Raw genomic sequence first — 19,990 nt, 5'->3', positions numbered from 1 at the left:
CCGAACCTTCACGCAGATGTCGTCGCTCCGTCGTCGGAGCGGCGTGGGCTGCCTGTTCATGATATCGGGACTCGGCAGTCGTCGTCCGTGACGCGCTCGATACCGAAGAGTCGGTACTCGCCGCGATACGGCGACCGAATGACGGGCGCCGCGCCTGCCGCTCACCCTGCCTGGTTCCGCAGGTTTGGATCTGCGGCCCTCGGGTACCCCGACACCCTCACCCGAGGCAGGAGGCGATTGGCGATGCAGGCACAACGAGAGAAGTCCACGCTGACACGGTCACCGATCCAGATGACGGCGCTGGTGGTGGGTGGGGTGTTCCTTGCGGTCGGGGTGCTCGGCTTCATCCCCGGAATCACGACGAACTACGACGCACTCACGTTCGCCGGACACGAATCGGGCGCCGCCCTGTTCGGAACGTTCACCGTGTCGGTGCTGCACAACATCGTGCACCTGATCTTCGGTGTCGCCGGACTCGCGATGGCACGCACGGCCGCGGCGGCGCGACTGTTCCTCGTCGGCGGCGGCATCGTGTACCTGGCGCTGTGGGTGTACGGGATGCTCGTCGACCAGCACTCCGCAGCGAACTTCGTGCCCGTGAACACCGCGGACAACTGGCTGCACCTCGGACTCGGCGCCGGCATGCTCGCGCTCGGGCTCGTTCTCGGCCGGGTGGCCGTCGGGCAGGGCGCCTACCGGGCACGCCACACCTGAACAGGCCACACCTGAACAGGCCACACCTGATGAACGAGAAGCCTTGACGGACAAGCTGTTCTGCGTCCGCACCGTGTCCGCGGCGTCCGAGGTTTCGACCTCCCCCGAGCGGGGAACTCGGAACTGCCCCGCGGTCGCGGGCCTGCAAACGAGGAGTCGAAATGAACACCGCAACCATCGTGTGGATCGTCGTCGCCGTCGTCGTGGTGCTGCTCGTCGCCGCGGCAGTTGTCCTGCTCATGCGCAGGCGGACCGAACGCCGGCGCGAGGAGGCCGAGCGGATCCGCGCCGACGCGCGTCAGCAGTCGTTCGATGTCGGCGAGAAGGAAGCCCTCGCGAGCGAGACCGCGGCCAAGGCCCGCATCGCGAGCGCCGAGGCGGACGCGAAGCAGGCAGAATCCGAACGCCTGCGGCAGCGGGCCGCTGCCACCCGGTCCGACGCGGACGAGGCGCGTGCCGAGGTCGACGACCAGTGGGGACGCGCAGACGGGATCGATCCGGACCTCCGGACCGGCGACGAATCCGGCGAGACCGAGCACCCCGAATCCACCGAGCACGGGGCCGCGGACACGGGCGCGAAGCACCGGGACGCCTAGCAGCCGGCAGCACCCGGACTCACCTGAGGTCGGCTCAGCCGGCACCGCGATCGACGAGTTCGTCGTGCCCGGACCTGCGGGCGCAGTGCGCGCAGCAGTAGACGGCGTCGCCGGTCTCGACACCGTGACCGAGGATCCGGCACCCGCAGTGCGCGCACACCGGCGCCATCTCCTGGATCGCACATTCGAAGCTGTCGAACGTGCCCGTCCTGTCCCCCATCGTCAGGGTGAACACCTTGTCATAGTCGTTTCCGCACGTCGTGCACGTTCCCATGAGTTGCACCTCCGGTAGATGTTTCAGGCGGGTAGAAGTTCAGCGGGTTGGAGGTTCACGCGGGCGCGGACGCAGCGGCGAAGACCTCGACGAGACTGCGACAGAAGTCCGGGAGATCGGCGGGCCTCCGACTCGAGACCAGCACACTCGGCGCCTGCCTGCACACCACCACCGGCTCGTCGATCCACCGGCCGCCCGCGTTGCGGATGTCCGTCCGGAGACTCGGCCACGAGGTCAGTGTGCGTCCACTCAGTACACCGGCCTCGACGAGCGTCCACGGTCCGTGGCAGATGACGGCCACCGGCTTGCCCTCGTCGAAGAACCCACGGACGAAGTCGACCGCCTCGGACACGGTCCGAAGGTGGTCGGGGTTCGCCAATCCGCCCGGAAGCACGAGTGCGTCGAAATCCGCCGACGGGACCTCGCCCGCGACCGCGTCGACCGGGAAGGACGCACCGCGGTCCAGGTGCCGGAAGGCCCGGACCCGTCCCGGCCGGGTCGACACCAGGACCGGCGACGCGCCTGCGTCGGACACCGCCGACCACGGTTCGGTCAGTTCCACCTGCTCGGCCCCTTCGGGCGCGACCAGAAAGGCAATTCTCTTGTCCCGCAGACTGTTCGCCATGACCACTCCTCGCGTCGGAATGATGCGGCCCGTTCCCGCGTCGCACGGCATCGATGGAGTACCCGCGTCTCGCCGCGAGCGGTCCTCGGCCTCGGCCCGGTGACGAGCGGAGGCCGCAGTCGCGCGCGGCGGGTCGACGCCGGTCCTCCGAACCCGGTCTCTCAGTTCGCCCGACGGTTCCCGCCCACGGGCACGTGCTCCTCCGCGAACTTCTCCGCGCGGCGGGCGGTGTCGGCGACGAGATGCCCGGCCTGCTTCCCCATCTCACCGACAGGGGACTCGGCGACGGACGACGCCAGCTTCGTCGCCGCATCGTGCGCGCGAGTGCCGAAGTCCGCTTCCTGGACCCGGCGTTCGGCGCCCCGCACGGCGTTGGCGACAGCCCCCACCACCGCACCGGTGAGCGCTCCGATGACCAATCCGATCCACACATTCTTCATGGCATCGGGTTACCCGGTGCGCGCGCCGCCAAACGCCGTGTCCGACGAACGGCGTGCACGATGAACGACGCGGCCCCGGGGAGCGGTCTCGACCGCGCACCCGGGGCCCGTCGACGGACACGCGGCGGGTGACACCGCGGCGCCTCAGCGCAGCGTCACTCCCAGCAGCGCGTCGACGGCGTCGGAGAACAGGCCCGGCGCCGCGGCGTCGGAGCCGCCGTGATCGACGGCCCGGCGGGCCCAGCCGTCGAGCGCGTCGAGCGCCTTCGGGGTGTCGAGATCGTCGGCGAGGTGCTGACGCAGCCGGGCGACCGTGTCCAGGACGTTCTGGGCGGTGGGCAGCGCCGCCGCCCGCCGCCAGAGCGCGAGCCGCTCCTCGGCGGCGGCGAGCACGTCACCGGTCCAGGCCCGGTCCTGCCGGTAGTGCCCGGACAGCAGCCCGAGCCGGATCGCCATCGGGTCGACGCCCTCGCCACGCAGCTTCGAGACGAACACCAGGTTGCCGCGGCTCTTGGACATCTTCTCGCCGTCCAGGCCGATCATGCCGGTGTGCACGTAGTGCCGCGCGAATCTGCGTTCGCACACAACCGATTCCGCGTGCGCGGCGGAGAACTCGTGGTGCGGGAAGATCAGGTCGCTGCCGCCGCCCTGGACGTCGAATCCGGAACCGATGCGGTTCAGTGCGATCGCCGAGCACTCGACGTGCCAGCCCGGCCGGCCCGCACCGAACGGTGACGGCCACGACGGCTCACCGGGTCGCTGCGCCCGCCACACCAGGGCGTCGAGGCGGTCCTGCTTGCCGGGCCGGTCGGGGTCGCCGCCCCGTTCGGCGAAGAAGCGCTCCATCGTCTCGCGGTCGTAGCCGGATTCGTAGCCGAACTGTTCGGTGGCGTCGACACGGAAGTACACGTCCGGGTACTCGGCGTCGTCGACGACGTACGCGGCGCCTGCGGCCAGCATCTTGCCGACCATCTCGACGACCTCGTTCACCGACTCGACGGCACCGATGTAGTCGCGCGGAGGCAGCACCCGCAGCGCTTCCATGTCCTCCCGGAACAGCGCGGTCTCGCGCATCCCGAGCACCACCCAGTCCTCACCGTCGCGCTCCGCACGCTCGAACAGCGGGTCGTCGACGTCGGTGACGTTCTGCACGTAGTGGACGTCGTGTCCGGAGTCCCGCCACATCCGGTTCACCAGGTCGAACGCGAGGTATGTCGCGGCGTGCCCGAGATGCGTGGCGTCGTACGGGGTGATGCCGCACACGTACATCGTGGCCGTCGGGCCCGGAGTGACGGGCCGCACGCGGCGGTCCGCGGTGTCGTAGAGCCGCAACGGCGGCCCCTGACCGGGTACGGGCGGAACGGCGATGTCGGACCAGGACTGCATGCTGCCGAGCCTATCCGAAGCGTCATCCGGCTCCCCCGATGGGCGAGGTCAGACGGGCGAGATCAGAACGCGGGCCACGGGATCGGCCGGTGCGTGCTCGGCTGCGGCATCACCGGATCGGCGAGCAGCGCGCGCGTCCGCTCGCGCAGTGCCCGCACCTCGGCGACGGTGACGTGTTCGGCCAGCCGGTCGGCGAGCTCACCGCCCAGCGTCTGCTCGAATCCCGCGATGTCGGCGAGCAGGTCCCCACCGATCCGCTGGCCGGCCCAGCCCCACAGCACGGTCCGCAGCTTGTTCTCGGTGTGCAGGCAGATGCCGTGGTCGACGCCGTACACGGATCCGTCGGTGCCCTCCAACGCGTGCCCGCCCTTCCGGTCGGCGTTGTTGAGCAGCACGTCGAGGACCGCCATCCGCAGCAGCCGCGGATCGTCGGCGTGGATGAGCGCGACCTCCTCACCCTCCCCGTCGTAGGCGAGCAGCACCTGGAACCAGCCGTCCGGTACCCGGTCCGGCGGGCAGATGTCCACCAGGTCGAGACGTTCGCCGCGCTCACCCGCCGAATCCGGCGTCTCCACCCAGTGCTGAACCATGCCCGGCCCGTAGGGGCCGTCGCGCAGGATGGTCCGCGGGATCACTCCCCAGCCCAGTGCCTCCGAGATCAGATACGACGCCACCTCCCGGCCGGCGAGGGTGCCGTCCGGGAAGTCCCACAGCGGGCGCTCGCCCCGGACCGGCTTGTAGACACAGCGCTCACTGCGGCCGTCCGCCGTCGCCTCGCACACCAGGGTCGCGTTGCTCGCCGACACGATCCGGCCCAGGACCGTCAGCTCACCGGACGCGAGCAGGTCGACGCCGTCGGAACGGGATTCTCCGGTGTCTGGATACGAGGTGGTCAACGGTCAGCTCTCGCCGTCGTCGGGGCGGGCGAAAGTCGCACCCCGCCGGTAGCCGTTGGTCCGTACGCACACGTGCCCCTCCGGCGACAGCGGCTCGCCGCACAGCGGGCAGGGCGCCCGGCCCGCGGAGATCACCCGTTCGGACCGCACCGCGAACTCGCGGGCCTGTTCCGGAGTCAGGAACACGCGCACGGCGTCCGGGCCCTCTTCCACGTCGTCGAGCACCACCGACTCGTCGATCTCGGACTCGGACACCGCCAGCAGTTCGACGACGACGGCACCGGCGTCGGAGTCCCAACCCAATCCCATCGTCCCGACCCGGAACTCGGCGTCGATCGGCATCACCAGCGGACTGGTGTCGCTGGGCTCGGCCTCGTGCGGCGGGACCGCGGTGCCGAACCGGCGGTGCACCTCGTCGAGCAGCAGGCCCATCCGGTCCGCGAGAACCTGCACCTGTTGCTTCTCCAGCAGCACGCTCACCACGCGGGTGTCGTGGACCGCCTGCAGGTAGAACGCGCGGTCCCCCGGCTCACCGACAGTGCCCGCGACGAAGCGGTCGGGGGTGCGAAAGACGTGAATCGCTCGGGACATTCAGCACCTCCACGTGATCGGGTCGTCACACAGTCGGGTCGTGTTCCGGTCTCCGCCCGGTCCCATTATCCGCCCTTTCCGGCGGTTCCCACCTCGCCGCCGGGGACGGCCTCGGACGCTCCGACACCGGCCGGCTTCGCGGCACCGGAGCCGCCCAGACCGGACAGGTCGGCGCCGGTGTCGTTCATCCGCAGCACGAACGGCCGGGTCGCCGTGTAGCGAATCACGCTGATCGACGCCGGTTCGGTGACGATGCGCTGGAATCCGTCCAGGTGCGTGCCGAGCGCATCGGCGAGCACCGACTTGATCACGTCCCCGTGGCTGCACGCCACCCACAACACGTCCCGCTCGTGTTCGGCGGCCAGCCGGGTGTCGTGGGCCCGGATCGCGGCCACCGCGCGGGCCTGGACCTGTGCGAGCCCCTCGCCGTCCGGAAACACCGCCGCCGACGGATGCTGCTGCACGACCTTCCACAGCGGCTCGTCGAGCAGTTCCTTGATCGACCGGCCGGTCCACTGCCCGTAGTCCACCTCGGCGAGCGCGTCGTCGACGACCGGCATCAGCCCGAGTTTGTCGGCAAGCGGTGCGACCGTGCGTTCGCACCGCAGCAGCGGGGAACGCACGATCGCGGTCACGTCCAGGCCGCCGAGCCTGCCGACGAGGGACTCCGCCTGTTCGCGGCCGAGCTCGTCGAGATCGATGCCGGAACCACGCCCGGCGAGGACGCCCGACGTGTTTGCCGTCGACCGGCCGTGCCGGACCAGAATCACCGTCATGGATTCAGAGTAGGGCGGATCGGGTCAGGTCGCCGCGACGACACCGGTGCCCAGCAACACCAGCAGCACGACGCCGAGGATGATCCGGTACCCGACGAACCAGTACATCGAGTGGTTGACGACGAATCGCAGCAGCCAGGCGATGGTGGCGTAGCCGATGAGGAACGCGATGACGGTCGCCACGATCAACTGGGCGCCGCTGGCGTTCAGTCCTTCGCCGGCCGGCTCGAACGCGTCCGGGAGCGAGAACAGGCCCGCCGCGGTCACCGCCGGGATCGCCAGCAGGAACGAGTACCTCGCGGCGGCCTCGCGCGTCAGGCCGAGGAACAGGCCGGCGCTGATCGTGCCGCCGGAGCGGGAGACACCCGGGATCAGAGCCAGCGCCTGCGCCGAGCCCATGATCACACCGTCCTTGAGGGTCAGCTGCTCGATCGGCCGCTGCTTGCGGCCGTAGTGCTCGGCGGCGGCGATCACCAGCGCGAAGACGATCAGCATCGTCGCGACCAGCCACAGGTTGCGGGCACCGGTGCGCACCTGGTCCTTGAACAGGAACCCGAGGATGCCGACGGGGATGGTGCCGATGATGACGTACCAGCCCATCTTGTAGTCGTGACCCCGCTTGTCCGGATCGCGGAGACCCCGCAGCCAGGCCATCACGATCCGGCCGATGTCGCGGGCGAAGTAGACCAGCACGGCCGCCTCGGTGCCGAGTTGGGTCACGGCGGTGAACGAGGCCCCGGCGTCCTCCCCGAAGAACACTTCCGAGACGATCCGCAGGTGGCCGGACGAGGAGATCGGCAGGAACTCGGTCAGGCCCTGCACCACGCCGAGGACGATCGCCTGCAGCCAGGTCATGGACTCCCCGATCACCGTGTGCTCCCGCCGTCGCCGGGTGCAGAGGTCTTCGATCGGGAGGCCAACGACGTGGCTGGGCGACGCATCACGGACTGCACCGTACCCGGCGGACCTCCTCGCCACGCTGCGCCGGGCGTGCGGCGTACGTCACCGGAGGGTCCCCGCGGCGGGCACGACCGGCGAGTCACTGTGCTGCGCAGCGCTGCGGCACTACGCTTCCGGACTTGTGGTGGTCGAACAATGAAGCAGCGCACGGTCGGACGCAGCGGTCTACGGGTGTCCCGGATCGGTCTCGGCACCCTGTCGTGGGGACGGGACACCGACGGGGACGAGGCCGCGGCACAATTGCTCGGGTTCGTCGAAGCCGGTGGCACACTTGTCGATTCGTCACCGTTCTACGGATGCGGGGCGGCGCAGCGGATCCTCGCCGAACTGCTCGACGACGTCATCCCCCGCACCGATCTGGTGATCTCGAGCACCAGCGGGATTCACCCGGGGTCGGGCGGCGTGGACTGTTCCCGACGGTCCCTGCTCACGCAACTCGACGCGACCCTGCGCGAACTCGGCACCGATCACCTCGACCTGTGGCAGGTCGCGGCATGGGATCCGCAGACCCCGGTCGACGAGGTCGCCGCCACGCTCACCCACGCCGTCGACACCGGCCGGGTCCGGTACGTCGGCGCGCGCGGCTACCTGGGCTGGCAGCTGGCCACCGCATCGTCGGTGTCGCCCCTGACCGCCACGCAGGCCGAGTACTCGTTGCTGGCCCGCGGCGTCGAGGACGAGCTGGTGCCCGCCGCCGCGCACCACGGCGTCGGAGTGCTCGCCGCGGTGCCCCTCGCGGGCGGGGTTCTGACCGGCAAGTACCGCGACGGCATCCCCGCCGATTCCCGCGGCGCCTCGGAATCCGGCGCGGACGACGTCAGCGGCTACCTGACCCAGGAGACGTCCCGGGTGGTGGACGCCGTGGTCACCGCGGCGGACGGCCTGGGGGCGTCTCCGCTGGCGGTGGCACTGGCGTGGGTGCGGGACCGGCCCGGGGTCGCGAGCGCGATCGTCGGTGCCCGCGACTACGCCCAGCACACCGGCGTACTCGCCACCGAGGAGCTCGAACTGCCCGATGCCATCGCTGCGGCGCTGGACGACGTCAGCGCCTGACTCCCGGCCGCGGCGTGTTCTAGCCTGGTCTGGATGCACGAACAGGAGCGGCAGAGCAGGTTCGCGCGGGCACGGGTGGCGACTCTCGGCACCGTGACCGCCGACGGTGCACCACACCTGGTGCCGGTGGTGTTCGCCCTCGCCGGTGACGTCGTGTATTCGGCTGTCGACGACAAACCGAAGTCGACGCGTCGGCTTCGCCGTCTCGACAACATCCGGTCGACCGGCCGGGTGAGTCTGCTGGTGGACGGGTACGACGAGGACTGGACGCGACTGTGGTGGATTCGTGTCGACGGCGACGCGAACGTGGTCGACGCCACCTCGGCGGTCGGGAACGCCGGAATCCGGGCGTTGGTGGACAAGTATCCGCAGTACGACGCGAATACCCCCGGAGGTCCGGTGATCGTCGTTCGGCCGCGGCACTGGGCGTCATGGGCCGCCCACGAGCACCACGGAGCAAGGCCAGGCTAACCTGTTGGAGATCCGCTTTTTCGACATCGTTTTCCATGAACAGGGGTAGTGATGACAGCGCTCGACACCGCAGCCGCGACCGCGACCGCACCCGGCCTCGCCGAGCGGATCAAGACGCAGACCGATGCGGCCCACCGACGCACCGAGCAGTCCCGTTTCGTCGGGGAACTGCTCGCAGGCAAACTGACCCCCGCCGCCCACGCCGCGCTGATCGGCCAGACGTACCTGGTCTATCGCACGCTCGAGGAGGCCGGGCGCGCTCATGCGGACAATCCGGTGGTCGCACCTTTTCTCGGTGACGAACTGCTCCGCACCGACGCCCTCGAAGCGGACCTCGAGTTCCTGGTCGGCGCAGACTGGCGCGAGCAGGTCACCGCGCTGCCCGCGACACAGCGGTACATCGACCGCCTCAACGAGGTCGCGTTCGACTGGCCCGCCGGGTTCGTCGCGCACCACTACATCCGCTACCTCGGTGACCTGTCCGGCGGTCAGATCATCCGCCGGATGCTCGAGCGCGCCTACGGGTACACCACGGACGGCCTGCGGTTCTACATCTTCGACCGGATCGAGAAGCCCAAGCTGTACAAGGACGACTACCGCGCCAAGCTCGACGACGCCCCGCTGTCCGCCGAGGACCAGCAGCGGCTGATCGACGAGGTCAACCTCGCCTACGACCTCAACGGGGCCCTGTTCGCCGACCTCGAGAACGACATCGACAGCTACCTGGTCAAGTGATCCCGTTGCGCACTCGCACGATGCTCCGCACGGCCGTCGCACTGGTCGCCGCGGCGCTGGTGACCGCAGGCTGCTCCGCGGCCGACGACCCCGCCGCGTCCGACGGCCAATCCGGCCGGACCACGGCCACCCTCGACAGTCTCGACCCGACCCCGATCACGCAGGGCGCCCAGTCGACGTTGCCGGTGACCGTCCGCGGCTTCGACGGGACCGATGTCACGGTCACCGACACCAGTCGCATCGTCGCCGCGGACCAGTACGGAACCCTCACCGAGACGGTGTACGCCCTCGGCCTCGGGGACCGGCTCGTCGGCCGAGACACCGCCGCGAAGTTCCCGGCGGTCGAGGCGGTGCCGGACATCACCCCGTCCGGACACTCGATGTCGGCGGAGGCGATCCTCAACCTTCACCCGACGGTCGTGCTGACCGACACCAGCATCGGACCACGGGCGGTGCAGGACCAGTTGCGGGCGGCCGGGATTCCGGTGGTGTTCTTCGACCCCACCCGCACCCTCGAGGGCGTGCCCGGTCAGATCGAGGCCGTCGCCGCCGCGCTCGGTGTGCCCGACCAGGGCAAGGCCCTCGCCGACCGCACCACCGCGCAGATCGACGCCGCGAAGGGGCTCGCCCCCACCGACGGCACCGCGCCGAAGATCGCGTTCCTCTACATGCGGGGCACCTCGATCACCATGCTGGCCGGCCCCGGCTCCGGTGCCGACTCGCTGATCGAAGCCCTCGGAGGTGTCGACGCGGGCACCGCATCCGGGCTGACCCAGCAGTTCACCCCGATCACCAGCGAGGCGATGATCGCGGCGGCCCCGGACGTGTTCCTCATGATGACGAACGGACTGGACTCCATCGGCGGGCTCGACGGCCTGGCGAGGATCCCCGGCATCGCACAGACCCCGGCCGGCCGCAACCAGCGGGTGGTCGACATGAAGGACGGCGTGCTGCTCAGCTTCGGCCCCCGTACCGGCGACGTGCTGCACTCCCTCGCCGTCGCCCTGTACGGCACCGACACGCAGTGACCGCGGCCACCGACACCGCCGGCACCGGCACGTCCCGCCGCCCGCGCGCGACGGGCGTACTGGTGGCACTGGCGCTCGGCCTGCTCGCGCTCGCGCTGATCTCCGCGTGTGTCGGTCAGGTGCCGACCTCGCCCGCCGAAGTGCTCGGGTCGATCGCCCATCGGATCGGTCTCGACATCGGCCCGATGCCCGCCCACCCCAGCGGTGAGGTGACACTCTGGCAGGTCCGGTTTCCCCGGGTGATCCTGGCGATCGTCGTCGGCGCCGGCCTGGCCTGTGCGGGTGCGCTGCTGCAGGGCGTGTTCGCCAACCCGCTCGCCGAACCCGGGGTCATCGGGGTGTCGTCCGGTGCGGCCGTCGGGGCCTGTGCCGTCATCCTCACCGGTGGCGCCTTCGTCGCAGGTACCGCGGTCGCCGCGGCGGCGTTCGTCACCGGCCTCGTCACCACGGTCCTGGTGTACCTGCTGGCCCGGGCGGAGGGCCGCACCGAGGTGGTCACCCTGGTGCTCACCGGCGTCGCGATCAACGCGTTCGCCGGCGGCCTGATCGCCTTCTTCACGTTCGCCGCCGATCCCGCTGCCCGCGACCAGATCGTCTTCTGGCAGCTCGGCAGCCTCAACGGCGCCACCTGGGAAGCGGTCGCGGTGGTCACGCCGATGGCCGTCATCGGCATCGCGGTCACGATGCTGCTCGCCCACAAACTGGATCTGCTCGCGCTCGGCGAGTCCGCGGCCGCCCATCTCGGGGTGAACGTCGAGCGGCTGCGGCAGGTGGCGGTCCTGGTCGTCGCGCTGCTGGTGTCGGCGTCGGTCGCGTTCACCGGCATCATCCTGTTCGTCGGCCTGGTGGTTCCGCACCTGATGCGGATGATCGTCGGTCCCGGGCACCGGCTGCTGATCCCCGCCAGCGTGCTGTGCGGCGCGATCGTGCTGCTCGCCGCCGATCTCGGCGCCCGCACCCTGGTCCCCAACGCCGACCTGCCCCTGGGCATGCTGACGTCCCTCATCGGTGGACCGTTCTTCTTCTGGATGCTCCGCCGCACCCGCAGGCAGCAGGGAGGCTGGGCATGAACCTGTCCGCCCGTGTGCGGGAACTGCTGGCCCGCGACCTGCCCGCGCCCGAGTGGCCCGAACCGGGCGCGGTGACGATGCGGGCGGTGGACGTCAGCGTCGACCGCGGCGGCCGTCGCGTTCTCGAGTCGGTGACCCTGGACGTGCGGGCCGGTGAGGTGCTCGCGTTGGTCGGCCCCAACGGGGCGGGCAAGTCCACCCTGCTCGCCGCCCTGTCCGCGGACACGGACGTCGCGTCCGGTCACGTCGAGCTCGACGGACGACCGCTCGGTGAGTGGAACCGACCCGAGATGGCCCGGCACCGCGCGGTACTCCCCCAGCAGCACACCGTCGGCTTCTCCTTCACCGCCCGTGAGGTGGTCCGGATGGGCCGCACCCCGTGGGCCCGCACCACGCTGCGCGACGAGGACGATGCCGCCGTCACCGAAGCGATGGCCACCTGTGACGTCGAACGGTTCGCGGACCGCCCCTTCGCGGCACTGTCCGGCGGCGAGAAGGCCCGCGTCGCCCTGGCGCGCGTCCTCGCGCAGCGGACCGCGACCCTGCTCCTCGACGAGCCGACCGCCGCCCTGGACCTCGGCCACCAGGAGGCGGTGATGCACCTCGCCGCCGACCGCGCGCGGGCCGGGGCCGCGGTGGTGGTGGTGCTGCACGATCTGGCGTTGGCCGCCGCCTATGCCGACACCGTCGCGGTCCTCGCCGACGGCGGTCTCGCCGCGTTCGGCACACCCCGGGACGTTCTGGCCGAGGACCTGCTCGGACGGGTGTACGGCCACCCCGTCGAGGTGCTCGCCCATCCGCGAACCGGTGCGCAGCTCGTCCTCCCGCGACGCGGGCCGGCCTGACACCGATCGGCCCGCCCCTCGCCCGAAAGGGCCATGCGGATTCGGGAAGTCGGCGGCGATCGGGAATGCTGGAGGGAACATCGTTCACCCGAACGCCGCCAGTCGACGCAGCACCCTGAGGAGACGAAAGATGCCGGGACACCGCGCACGCACCGCGACCGTACTGTCGGGAGCGTTGTTACTGCTGGTCACCGGCTGTTCCACGGACAGCGGCAACGACAAGATCCAGACCATCGACGCGGCCACCGCCGCGGTGTCCCCGGCGGTGTCGAACACTCCTGCCGGCGGGGTGATCACGCTCGGCACCGCCGTCGCGGCGACCGTGTTCGACCCGACCAGCGACACCGTGGCCATGCTCACACCCGACGCCCGCGGGCTGATCCTCGTACCCGCGACCGTCCCCGGGATGCCCCCCGGCACGATGTCCGACTTCCCGCGCCGCGACGTGACGCTGCCCGGCGGGGTGGCGTCGCTGTCCGCCCCGCGCGACGGCGTCGTCGCGGTCCCCTCGGGCCGCGGGGTGTCGACCGTGAACCTGTCCGACGGCACGGTCTCCACCATCCCGGTCGACGCGGAGGTGCGATCGGCGGCGCTGCTCGGCGAGGGCCGCGTGGCGGTCGGAACCGCGGACGGCGAAGTGCTCGAACTGGATTCGGCGGGCAGCGTGACGCATCGGGTCGACGGGCTGGTGTCGGTGGACGCGCTCGGGCTGACCGGGGCCGAGCTCAGCGCCCTCGACCGGCGGCAGACGTCGCTGACCGAGATCGATCTGGCCGACGGCAAGCGGGGTATGGCGCTGCGTGCCGGCGAGGGTGCCACCAACCTGGTCACCGACGGATTCGGCCGCGTGATCGTCGCCGACACCACCGGCGGCGAACTGCTGTCGTTCACCATGGACCCGCTGATGATGCACCAGCGCTATCCCGTCGCGAACTCGCCGTATGCAGTGGCGGTGGACGAGAAGTCCGGACTGGTGTGGGTCACCGTCACCGGCACCAACGAGGTCATCGGATTCGACCTGTCCACCGGAATTCCGGTGGAGAAGCACCGCTATCCGACCGTCCGCCAGCCGAATTCGGTGGCCGTCGACTCCGACACCGGGACCGTGTTCGTCGCCTCGGCCACCGGGGACGGCGTGCAGCGCATCGACGTCGCCGGCCACTGAGTCCCGACTCCGACTCCGACTCCCGCTCCGCGACCATCGAGGAGAGATCTTCCGTGTACAACCTGCTGCTGCGCCTGCTGTTCCTCATCTCGCCGGAACGGGTGCACCACCTCGCCTTCGGGGCGATGCGGGCGGTGACGTTCTTCGGGCCGCTGCGCTCCCTGGTGGCGCGCGTGCTCACCGTGCCGGACCCGGTGCTGCGCACGCGGGTGTTCGGCGTCGACTTCCCCGCCCCGCTCGGCCTGGCCGCCGGGTTCGACAAGAATGCCACCGGCGTGAACACCTGGGGTGCCCTCGGATTCGGGTACGCCGAAGTCGGCACCGTCACCGCGCAGGCCCAGCCCGGCAACCCGGCGCCGCGCCTCTTCCGGCTGCCCGCGGACCGCGCGCTCCTGAACCGGATGGGCTTCAACAACCACGGTGCGGGTGACGCGGCGAATCAGCTGCGACGCCGCCACACGGCACTGCCGATCGGCGCGAACATCGGCAAGACGAAGGTGGTGCCCGCGGAAGGTGCCGCCGACGACTACGCCACCAGCGCCCGCCTGCTCGGCCCGCTCGCCGACTTCCTGGTCGTGAACGTCAGTTCCCCGAACACCCCCGGCCTGCGGGACCTGCAGGCGGTGGAATCGCTGCGACCGATCCTCGCCGCGGTTCTCGCCAGCGTGGAGGTGCCTGTACTGGTGAAGATCGCTCCGGATCTGTCCGACGAGGACATCGACGCGGTTGCGGACCTCGCCGTCGAGCTCGGGCTGGCGGGCATCGTCGCCACCAACACCACCATCTCGCGGGACGGCCTGCGCACCCCCGCCGACGAGGTGTCGGCTCTCGGTGCCGGCGGCATCTCCGGCGCACCGGTCGCGGACCGGTCGGTCGAGGTGCTGCGCCGGCTGTACGCCCGGGTCGGCGATCGGCTCGCGTTGATCTCGGTCGGCGGCATCGAGACCGTCGATCAGGCGTGGGAACGGATCCTGGCAGGCGCCTCGCTGATCCAGGGGTACACCGGATTCATCTACGGCGGCCCGTTCTGGATGAAGAAGATTCACAAGGGTCTGGCCCGGAAGGTCCGGGAGGGCGGATACGCCTCGCTCGCCGACGCCGTCGGTGCCGCCACCCGCGCCTGAGAGACTTCACCACCCCACCCGCTCCCCCAAATGGCTGAAGGTGGCCTTCGTTCGGCCTGACCGAACGAAGGCCACCTTCAGCCCTTGGCGGGGGTCAGCGGCCGAAGGTGGCCGTGAGGGTCGCGCGGGCGATCGCGTGGCTGAACAGGTTGAAGCCGAGGAAGGCCGGCGTCGAGTCGGTGGTCAGGCCGTCGACCTTCTCCACGCTCAGCGCGTGCACGGCGAAGATGTAGCGGTGCGGGCCGTGGCCGACCGGCGGGGCCGAGCCGAGGTACCGGTGGCCGCCGCCGTCGTTCTTCAGCGTGATCGCGCCGTCGGGCAGTCCGGCGCCGCCGTCGTCGCCCGCGTTCGCGGCGAGCGAGGTCACCGAGGCGGGGATGTCCGCGACCGCCCAGTGCCAGAAGCCCGACGCGGTCGGGGCGTCCGGGTCGTACATCGTGACGACGAAGCTCTTCGTCTCCGCCGGGAACCCCGACCAGGACAGCTGCGGCGAGATGTCCTTGCCGCCGGGCACCCCGAAGATGCCGCTGCGCTGATCGGCGGGCACCTCGCCGCCCTCGGTGATCTGCTCCGACGTCAGGGTGAAGGTCGGCAGGTCCGGCAGCGGGCCGTACGGATCGTGGTCATGAGCCATGGGGTGTCCTCTCGTGAGTTCTCAGCTGTGCAACAGGAAGTGCTCGAGTACGCGCGTGCCGAACTCTAGTGCGTCGACCGGCACCCGCTCGTCGACTCCATGGAACAGCGCGGTGAAGTCCAGTTCCGGCGGCAGCTGGAGCGGCGCGAACCCGAAGCAGCGAATCCCCAACGTGGCGAACGCCTTTGCATCGGTTCCCGCGGACAGCATGTACGGCACCGTGCGGCCGTTCGGGTCGTGCGCGAGGATCGCGGCGTTCATGGCGTCGACGAGGTGCCCGTCGAAGGTGGTCTCGTACGAATCGAGTTTGGTGATCCACTCCCGGGTCACGTCCGGACCGATCAGCTCGTCGACCTCGCGCTCGAACGCGGCCTGCCGGCCCGGCAGCACCCGGCAGTCCACCACGGCGGTCGCGGTCTGCGGGATGACGTTCGCCTTGTAACCGGCGTCGAGCATGGTCGGGTTCGCGGTGTCGCGCAGGGTGGCGCCGATGATCCGGGAGATGCTGCCGAGCTTCCCGAGTGCGGTGTCGAGATCCGCCGCACCCGGATCGAATTCCAGCCCGCTCTCGGTACCGACGGCGGCGAGGAATTCCGCAACCGAGTCGGGCACCACCAGTGGGAAGGTGTGCTTGCCGAGCCGGGCGACCGCCTCGGCGAGGATCGTCACCGCGTTGTCCTCGTGCAGGAACGAGCCGTGGCCGGCGCGGGCCTTCGCGGTCAACCGCATCCAGCCCAGTCCCTTCTCGGCGGTCTCCACCAGGTACAGGCGGGCGTCGCTGCCGTCCGGGCGCGGCACCGACAGCGAGAAGCCGCCGACCTCTCCGACCGCCTCGGTGACGCCCTCGAACAGATCGGGCCGGTTCTTCACCAGCCACTGCGATCCCCAGGTGCCTCCGGCCTCCTCGTCGGCCAGGAAGGCGAACACCAGGTCCCGCGGCGGCACCGTGCCCTCCGCCTTGAACTGGCGCGCCAGCGCCAGGGTCATCCCGACCATGTCCTTCATGTCGACGGCACCCCGACCCCACACGTACCCGTCCTCGACGGCGCCGGAGAAGGGGTGCACGCTCCAGTCGGCCGGTTCGGCGGGAACGACGTCGAGGTGGCCGTGGATCATCAGCGCCCCGCGGCTGCGGTCGGCACCGGGCAGTCGCGCGAAGACGTTGCCTCGTCCCGGCTGCCCGGACTCGACGTAGACCGTCTCGTACCCGACCTCCTCGAGTTTGCGGGCCACCCATTCGGCGCATTCGCGTTCACCCTTGGTGGTGGCGAGTTCGCCGGTGTTCGACGTGTCGAAACGGATCAGGGCGCTGACGAGATCCACGACCTCGTTCTCTGCACGAGTGCGGGCGGTCGGTTCGGGGCTGTTGCGGGCGGATTCCCCCGAATTGATCGGGTTGTCGATGTGGGGCACCACCCTTTCCTACCACCGGCGGTCACCGAATATCGCGTCGATGATCGTCGGACACCCCCTTTCACCTGCGGAAACAGGGCGATTTTGGTGTTTGGGTCTGCCTGGGTTAATCTTTTCCAGCACGCAGCGAGAGCGGCGAGCGAAACAAAGAGTGTGCAAGCGCGAGTGGCGGAATGGCAGACGCGCTAGCTTGAGGTGCTAGTGTCCTACTAATGGACGTGGGGGTTCAAGTCCCCCCTCGCGCACTCTGAGTTGAGACAGACGAGAAAAACCCCGGACCACGGTCCGGGGTTTTTCTCGTTGTCGCCCTTGCGATTTCGTGGAGTGATTTCGTCGAGTGCTCACATCCTCTGCGCCGACGTGAGTTCGTGCATCGCCAGTTCCTTCGCGCATGCGAACAGCGCCCCGGGCGCGCTGAGCCGTGAGAACGTCAGACCCGTGTGCGCGACGTTGTCGTGTTCGTCGTCGCCGTCGTATATGACGGTCGCCCCACGCAACAGCCAGCGTTTGACGTCCGCCACCGTCGGCAACTCTCCCGTGGCACGCAGGTAGTACGACTGCAGGAGCAGGATCACTCCGGTGGTGACGGCCGCGGCCCGGCTGGTGCCGTACTGCAGCGACTCCCCGGTGTCGTTGCGCACCCCGGTGGAGGTCACCGGCGACCCCGGCGCGAACAGGTCGGTCGCGCACGGCCCGCCGATCTTGTGGTGCAGCCGCTGTGAGTACGGGGTGATCCGGTCCGGCGCCGTCGAGAACGCCTTCGCCCCGTCCGGGTAGCGGAACGGCCCCTCGTCCGCGTCGTAGACCGCACCGACGCTCAGACAGTGCCGGATGATCGCCGGGTAGCTCATGCCCTGCACGCCGCCGTGCGCGTAGTACTCGTTACCCGACCCGACCACGCAGGCGACGCCGCGCTCGGTCAATTGCTGCAGCAGCGAACCGATCTCGTCGCCGGCGAGGTCGGTGTCACTGGTCCGGTTGTCGGCGGTGCCGAACGGCATGCACAGCGCCGAGATGCCCAGCTGGGCCCAGTGCCCGAGCACCCATTCCAGTCCGTCCCGTACGTGCGCCAGCGTGCCGCCGCCGTCGTCACCGAGCACCTTCACCGGCACGATCCGGGCGTTCGGGGCGACCCCCGTGTGAATGCGGCCCGCGCACGCGATCCCTCCGACACTCGTGCCGTGCCCGTACCGGTCCCCGGTGTCGTCCGGGTCACCGCCCGTGCAGTTGTGCCCCGCCAGCACCCGCCCCGAGAAATCGGCGTGGGTCGCCCGCAGCCCGGTGTCGAGGATCGCGACGGTGACCCCCGAGCCGGACACGTTGAAGTCCCGGCGTGTCTCGGGTACCCGGACCAACTGGTCCAGGTCCGTCAGTTCGGGCAGGTACGGTCCGTCCTTCTGTACAGGTCGCTCCACTGGTACGACGGTGGCCGCGGTCACGATCGTCGCCAATCCGGTGGACGGCCGCCGTTCCGACTTGTCCATGATGCTGGCCTTTCGTCCGGTCGGGCCGGCCCGGCCCGACGATCCCCCGACCGATCCCACTCCCCCGACACCGGCAATCCTCCTCGCGCCCGGACCGGATGTCACCACCCGTGACACGGCCGAATCGGCTGGTCGCGAGGCGGTCGGTAGACTCGGGCGACGACTGCACGGACAGACTGCCCGGCCCGCCGGGGTGACGAGATTCAGGACTGAGCACCACACCGATGGCACAACCGACGACCGGTATCGACCCCGCCGACCTGGAGACCTGTCTGAAGGTCCTCGCCGCTGCGGGTGAACTCGACGCCGAGCACCCCGACTCGATCGCACTGCAACGCGCGAGCGGCAAGATGTTCAAGCGACTCAAGCGCCGCAAGCGGATCGAGACACGCGACGCCAAGAACGCCGCCGATCGTGCGGTCGTCGCGGCCACGGCGACCGGTTCCCCGAACCGGATCGACGACGAGACCGCAGGCGTGCTGATCTCCTCACCGACCGCCGGCGCCACCGCGGGCACCCTGATCCGGCCGCGGCCCTGCTACATCTGCAAGCAGCGCTACACCGTCGTCGACGCCTTCTACCACCAGCTGTGCCCCGAGTGCGCGGCCCGCAGCCACGCCAAGCGAGACGCGAGCACCGACCTGGCCGGCCGCCGCGCCCTGCTCACCGGCGGTCGCGCGAAGATCGGCATGTACATCGCGCTGCGTCTGCTGCGTGACGGCGCCCACCTGACGATCACCACCCGGTTCCCGAACGACGCGATCCGCCGGTTCACGGCGATGGAGGACAGCGGCGACTGGATCCACCGACTGCGCGTGGTGGGCATCGACCTGCGCGACCCCGCCCAGGTGGTGGCGCTGACCGAGGACGTGGCCTCGCAGGGCCCGCTCGACATCCTGATCAACAACGCCGCCCAGACCGTCCGCCGCTCGCCGGGCGCGTACTCGGCGCTCGCCGAGGCGGAGTCCGGTCCTCTGCCGGCAGGCGAACTGCCCGAGGTCGTGACGTTCGGCAAGACGAGCGACGCGCACCCGGCCGCGCTGGCGAGCTCGCTGCCCGCCGCGACGCAGTCCATCGTCCACCAGGTCAGCGAACTGGCCCTGGTCGCGGGATCGGCCACCCCCGAACGCATTTCGCAGGGAATCGCGATCGACGCGGGCGGCCTGGTGCCCGACCTCGCGCACACCAACAGCTGGGTGCAGGCGGTCGGCGAGGTCGACCCGATCGAGCTGCTCGAGGTCCAGCTGTGCAACTCGGTGGCGCCGTTCATCCTCGTCGACCGTCTGCGACCCGCGATGGCCGCGTCACCCGCACGCCGCAAGTACGTGGTGAACGTCTCCGCGATGGAGGGCCAGTTCTCGCGCCAGTACAAGGGCCCCGGCCATCCGCACACCAACATGGCCAAGGCCGCACTCAACATGCTCACGCGCACCAGCGCGAAGGAGATGCTCGAGCAGGACGGCATCCTGATGACCGCCGTCGACACCGGATGGATCACCGACGAGCGCCCGCACTACACCAAGCTGCGGCTCGCGGAGGAGGGCTTCCACGCGCCCCTCGACCTCGTCGACGGCGCGGCACGGGTCTACGACCCGATCGTGCAGGGCGAGGCCGGCGTGGACCTGTACGGCTGCTTCCTCAAGGACTTCGTACCCTCACCCTGGTGATCTCGGGCGGCCCGTCGCCGAGATGGCATCACCGCGCATCGCG

The 19,990-nt window shown here is 70.2% G+C and carries 22 protein-coding genes and 1 tRNA gene; 12 read left to right on the top strand and 11 right to left on the bottom strand.

Going from position 1 to position 19,990, the window contains the following annotated elements; translation table 11 throughout:
• Positions 1-243 precede the first annotated feature (243 nt).
• Together ACWDUM_RS20280 and ACWDUM_RS20275 are read left to right on the top strand one after the other, a co-directional pair.
• Positions 244-714 carry a DUF4383 domain-containing protein gene (locus tag ACWDUM_RS20280; RefSeq protein WP_450135327.1) on the top strand — a complete coding sequence of 157 codons (471 nt, stop codon included), beginning with the start codon at positions 244-246 and terminating at the stop codon, positions 712-714.
• 161 nt (positions 715-875) lie between these two features.
• Positions 876-1,310 (top strand): hypothetical protein, encoded by a 435-nt coding sequence (locus ACWDUM_RS20275; RefSeq protein WP_450135326.1) that lies wholly within the window; start codon positions 876-878, stop codon positions 1,308-1,310.
• A 34-nt stretch (positions 1,311-1,344) separates the two neighbouring features.
• On the opposite strand, the gene ACWDUM_RS20270 is transcribed toward ACWDUM_RS20275, so the two are convergent.
• From ACWDUM_RS20270 to ACWDUM_RS20235, 8 genes are all read right to left on the bottom strand, one after another.
• On the bottom strand, positions 1,345-1,584 hold the full coding sequence (locus tag ACWDUM_RS20270) for a hypothetical protein (RefSeq protein WP_450135325.1): 240 nt from the start codon (positions 1,582-1,584) through the stop codon (positions 1,345-1,347).
• Positions 1,585-1,639: 55 nt separating this feature from the next.
• The gene (locus ACWDUM_RS20265) at positions 1,640-2,209 is read right to left on the bottom strand and encodes a type 1 glutamine amidotransferase domain-containing protein (protein ID WP_450135324.1); all 570 of its coding nucleotides are present in this window, start codon (positions 2,207-2,209) and stop codon (positions 1,640-1,642) included.
• Between the two features lie 161 nt (positions 2,210-2,370).
• Positions 2,371-2,649, bottom strand: coding sequence for a hypothetical protein (locus tag ACWDUM_RS20260; RefSeq protein WP_450113722.1), 279 nt, complete (start codon positions 2,647-2,649; stop codon positions 2,371-2,373).
• Positions 2,650-2,793: 144 nt separating this feature from the next.
• A complete protein-coding gene (mshC, locus tag ACWDUM_RS20255) occupies positions 2,794-4,035 on the bottom strand; it encodes a cysteine--1-D-myo-inosityl 2-amino-2-deoxy-alpha-D-glucopyranoside ligase (protein ID WP_450135323.1) in 1,242 nt (413 codons plus the stop codon).
• A gap of 62 nt (positions 4,036-4,097) precedes the next feature.
• Positions 4,098-4,931, bottom strand: a complete 834-nt coding sequence (locus ACWDUM_RS20250) for an SCO1664 family protein (protein ID WP_450113724.1) — start codon at positions 4,929-4,931, stop codon at positions 4,098-4,100.
• A gap of 3 nt (positions 4,932-4,934) precedes the next feature.
• Positions 4,935-5,522 carry a DUF3090 domain-containing protein gene (locus ACWDUM_RS20245; protein WP_450113725.1) on the bottom strand — a complete coding sequence of 196 codons (588 nt, stop codon included), beginning with the start codon at positions 5,520-5,522 and terminating at the stop codon, positions 4,935-4,937.
• A 65-nt stretch (positions 5,523-5,587) separates the two neighbouring features.
• Positions 5,588-6,298: a histidine phosphatase family protein gene (locus ACWDUM_RS20240; protein ID WP_450113726.1), complete on the bottom strand. Its 711-nt coding sequence runs from the start codon at positions 6,296-6,298 to the stop codon at positions 5,588-5,590.
• Between the two features lie 24 nt (positions 6,299-6,322).
• Positions 6,323-7,165 carry an undecaprenyl-diphosphate phosphatase gene (locus ACWDUM_RS20235; RefSeq protein WP_450135673.1) on the bottom strand — a complete coding sequence of 281 codons (843 nt, stop codon included), beginning with the start codon at positions 7,163-7,165 and terminating at the stop codon, positions 6,323-6,325.
• 228 nt (positions 7,166-7,393) lie between these two features.
• Here ACWDUM_RS20235 and ACWDUM_RS20230 point away from each other — a divergent pair, with 228 nt between their 5' ends.
• From ACWDUM_RS20230 to ACWDUM_RS20195, 8 genes are all read left to right on the top strand, one after another.
• The gene (locus tag ACWDUM_RS20230; protein ID WP_450135322.1) at positions 7,394-8,311 is read left to right on the top strand and encodes an aldo/keto reductase; all 918 of its coding nucleotides are present in this window, start codon (positions 7,394-7,396) and stop codon (positions 8,309-8,311) included.
• Positions 8,312-8,344: 33 nt separating this feature from the next.
• Complete coding sequence (locus tag ACWDUM_RS20225; protein ID WP_450135321.1) at positions 8,345-8,782, top strand: TIGR03668 family PPOX class F420-dependent oxidoreductase; 438 nt, start codon at positions 8,345-8,347, stop codon at positions 8,780-8,782.
• 51 nt (positions 8,783-8,833) lie between these two features.
• Positions 8,834-9,517, top strand: a complete 684-nt coding sequence (locus ACWDUM_RS20220) for a biliverdin-producing heme oxygenase (RefSeq protein WP_450135320.1) — start codon at positions 8,834-8,836, stop codon at positions 9,515-9,517.
• 20 nt (positions 9,518-9,537) lie between these two features.
• Positions 9,538-10,545 carry a heme/hemin ABC transporter substrate-binding protein gene (locus ACWDUM_RS20215; RefSeq protein ID WP_450135319.1) on the top strand — a complete coding sequence of 336 codons (1,008 nt, stop codon included), beginning with the start codon at positions 9,538-9,540 and terminating at the stop codon, positions 10,543-10,545.
• 59 nt (positions 10,546-10,604) lie between these two features.
• Entirely contained in the window at positions 10,605-11,615 is a 1,011-nt protein-coding gene (locus ACWDUM_RS20210) for a FecCD family ABC transporter permease (protein WP_450113799.1), read from the top strand.
• Complete coding sequence (locus tag ACWDUM_RS20205) at positions 11,612-12,460, top strand: heme ABC transporter ATP-binding protein (protein WP_450135318.1); 849 nt, start codon at positions 11,612-11,614, stop codon at positions 12,458-12,460. The genes ACWDUM_RS20210 and ACWDUM_RS20205 overlap by 4 nt, the downstream gene beginning before the upstream one ends.
• A gap of 130 nt (positions 12,461-12,590) precedes the next feature.
• Positions 12,591-13,625, top strand: a complete 1,035-nt coding sequence (locus ACWDUM_RS20200; RefSeq protein WP_450135317.1) for a YncE family protein — start codon at positions 12,591-12,593, stop codon at positions 13,623-13,625.
• Positions 13,626-13,678: 53 nt separating this feature from the next.
• A complete protein-coding gene (locus ACWDUM_RS20195; protein WP_450113733.1) occupies positions 13,679-14,749 on the top strand; it encodes a quinone-dependent dihydroorotate dehydrogenase in 1,071 nt (356 codons plus the stop codon).
• Between the two features lie 94 nt (positions 14,750-14,843).
• Here ACWDUM_RS20195 and ACWDUM_RS20190 read toward each other — a convergent pair whose 3' ends face one another.
• Positions 14,844-15,383, bottom strand: a complete 540-nt coding sequence (locus tag ACWDUM_RS20190; protein WP_450113734.1) for a YbhB/YbcL family Raf kinase inhibitor-like protein — start codon at positions 15,381-15,383, stop codon at positions 14,844-14,846.
• Positions 15,384-15,404: 21 nt separating this feature from the next.
• Entirely contained in the window at positions 15,405-16,775 is a 1,371-nt protein-coding gene (locus ACWDUM_RS20185) for a M20/M25/M40 family metallo-hydrolase (RefSeq protein ID WP_450135672.1), read from the bottom strand.
• 180 nt (positions 16,776-16,955) lie between these two features.
• On the opposite strand from ACWDUM_RS20185, the gene ACWDUM_RS20180 reads away from it, so the two are divergent.
• Positions 16,956-17,041 (top strand) — tRNA-Leu (locus tag ACWDUM_RS20180).
• Positions 17,042-17,137: 96 nt separating this feature from the next.
• Here ACWDUM_RS20180 and ACWDUM_RS20175 read toward each other — a convergent pair.
• A complete protein-coding gene (locus tag ACWDUM_RS20175; protein ID WP_450113735.1) occupies positions 17,138-18,280 on the bottom strand; it encodes a S8 family peptidase in 1,143 nt (380 codons plus the stop codon).
• 224 nt (positions 18,281-18,504) lie between these two features.
• Between ACWDUM_RS20175 and ACWDUM_RS20170 the strand changes: the two genes are divergently transcribed.
• On the top strand, positions 18,505-19,947 hold the full coding sequence (locus ACWDUM_RS20170) for an SDR family NAD(P)-dependent oxidoreductase (protein WP_450113736.1): 1,443 nt from the start codon (positions 18,505-18,507) through the stop codon (positions 19,945-19,947).
• Positions 19,948-19,990: the final 43 nt, after the last annotated feature.

The sequence above is a fragment of the Rhodococcus sp. NPDC003322 genome (assembly GCF_053589555.1).
This window is presented reverse-complemented; position numbering and strand designations above follow the sequence as displayed.

Coding starts and splice junctions, on each gene's coding strand:
- ACWDUM_RS20280 (WP_450135327.1), top strand. CDS start 244: ATGCAGGCACAACGAGAGAAGTCCACGCTGACACGGTCACCGATCCAG.
- ACWDUM_RS20275 (WP_450135326.1), top strand. CDS start 876: ATGAACACCGCAACCATCGTGTGGATCGTCGTCGCCGTCGTCGTGGTG.
- ACWDUM_RS20270 (WP_450135325.1), bottom strand. CDS start 1,584: ATGGGAACGTGCACGACGTGCGGAAACGACTATGACAAGGTGTTCACC.
- ACWDUM_RS20265 (WP_450135324.1), bottom strand. CDS start 2,209: ATGGCGAACAGTCTGCGGGACAAGAGAATTGCCTTTCTGGTCGCGCCC.
- ACWDUM_RS20260 (WP_450113722.1), bottom strand. CDS start 2,649: ATGAAGAATGTGTGGATCGGATTGGTCATCGGAGCGCTCACCGGTGCG.
- mshC (WP_450135323.1), bottom strand. CDS start 4,035: ATGCAGTCCTGGTCCGACATCGCCGTTCCGCCCGTACCCGGTCAGGGG.
- ACWDUM_RS20245 (WP_450113725.1), bottom strand. CDS start 5,522: ATGTCCCGAGCGATTCACGTCTTTCGCACCCCCGACCGCTTCGTCGCG.
- ACWDUM_RS20240 (WP_450113726.1), bottom strand. CDS start 6,298: ATGACGGTGATTCTGGTCCGGCACGGCCGGTCGACGGCAAACACGTCG.
- ACWDUM_RS20230 (WP_450135322.1), top strand. CDS start 7,394: ATGAAGCAGCGCACGGTCGGACGCAGCGGTCTACGGGTGTCCCGGATC.
- ACWDUM_RS20225 (WP_450135321.1), top strand. CDS start 8,345: ATGCACGAACAGGAGCGGCAGAGCAGGTTCGCGCGGGCACGGGTGGCG.
- ACWDUM_RS20220 (WP_450135320.1), top strand. CDS start 8,834: ATGACAGCGCTCGACACCGCAGCCGCGACCGCGACCGCACCCGGCCTC.
- ACWDUM_RS20215 (WP_450135319.1), top strand. CDS start 9,538: ATGCTCCGCACGGCCGTCGCACTGGTCGCCGCGGCGCTGGTGACCGCA.
- ACWDUM_RS20205 (WP_450135318.1), top strand. CDS start 11,612: ATGAACCTGTCCGCCCGTGTGCGGGAACTGCTGGCCCGCGACCTGCCC.
- ACWDUM_RS20200 (WP_450135317.1), top strand. CDS start 12,591: ATGCCGGGACACCGCGCACGCACCGCGACCGTACTGTCGGGAGCGTTG.
- ACWDUM_RS20190 (WP_450113734.1), bottom strand. CDS start 15,383: ATGGCTCATGACCACGATCCGTACGGCCCGCTGCCGGACCTGCCGACC.
- ACWDUM_RS20175 (WP_450113735.1), bottom strand. CDS start 18,280: ATGGACAAGTCGGAACGGCGGCCGTCCACCGGATTGGCGACGATCGTG.
- ACWDUM_RS20170 (WP_450113736.1), top strand. CDS start 18,505: ATGGCACAACCGACGACCGGTATCGACCCCGCCGACCTGGAGACCTGT.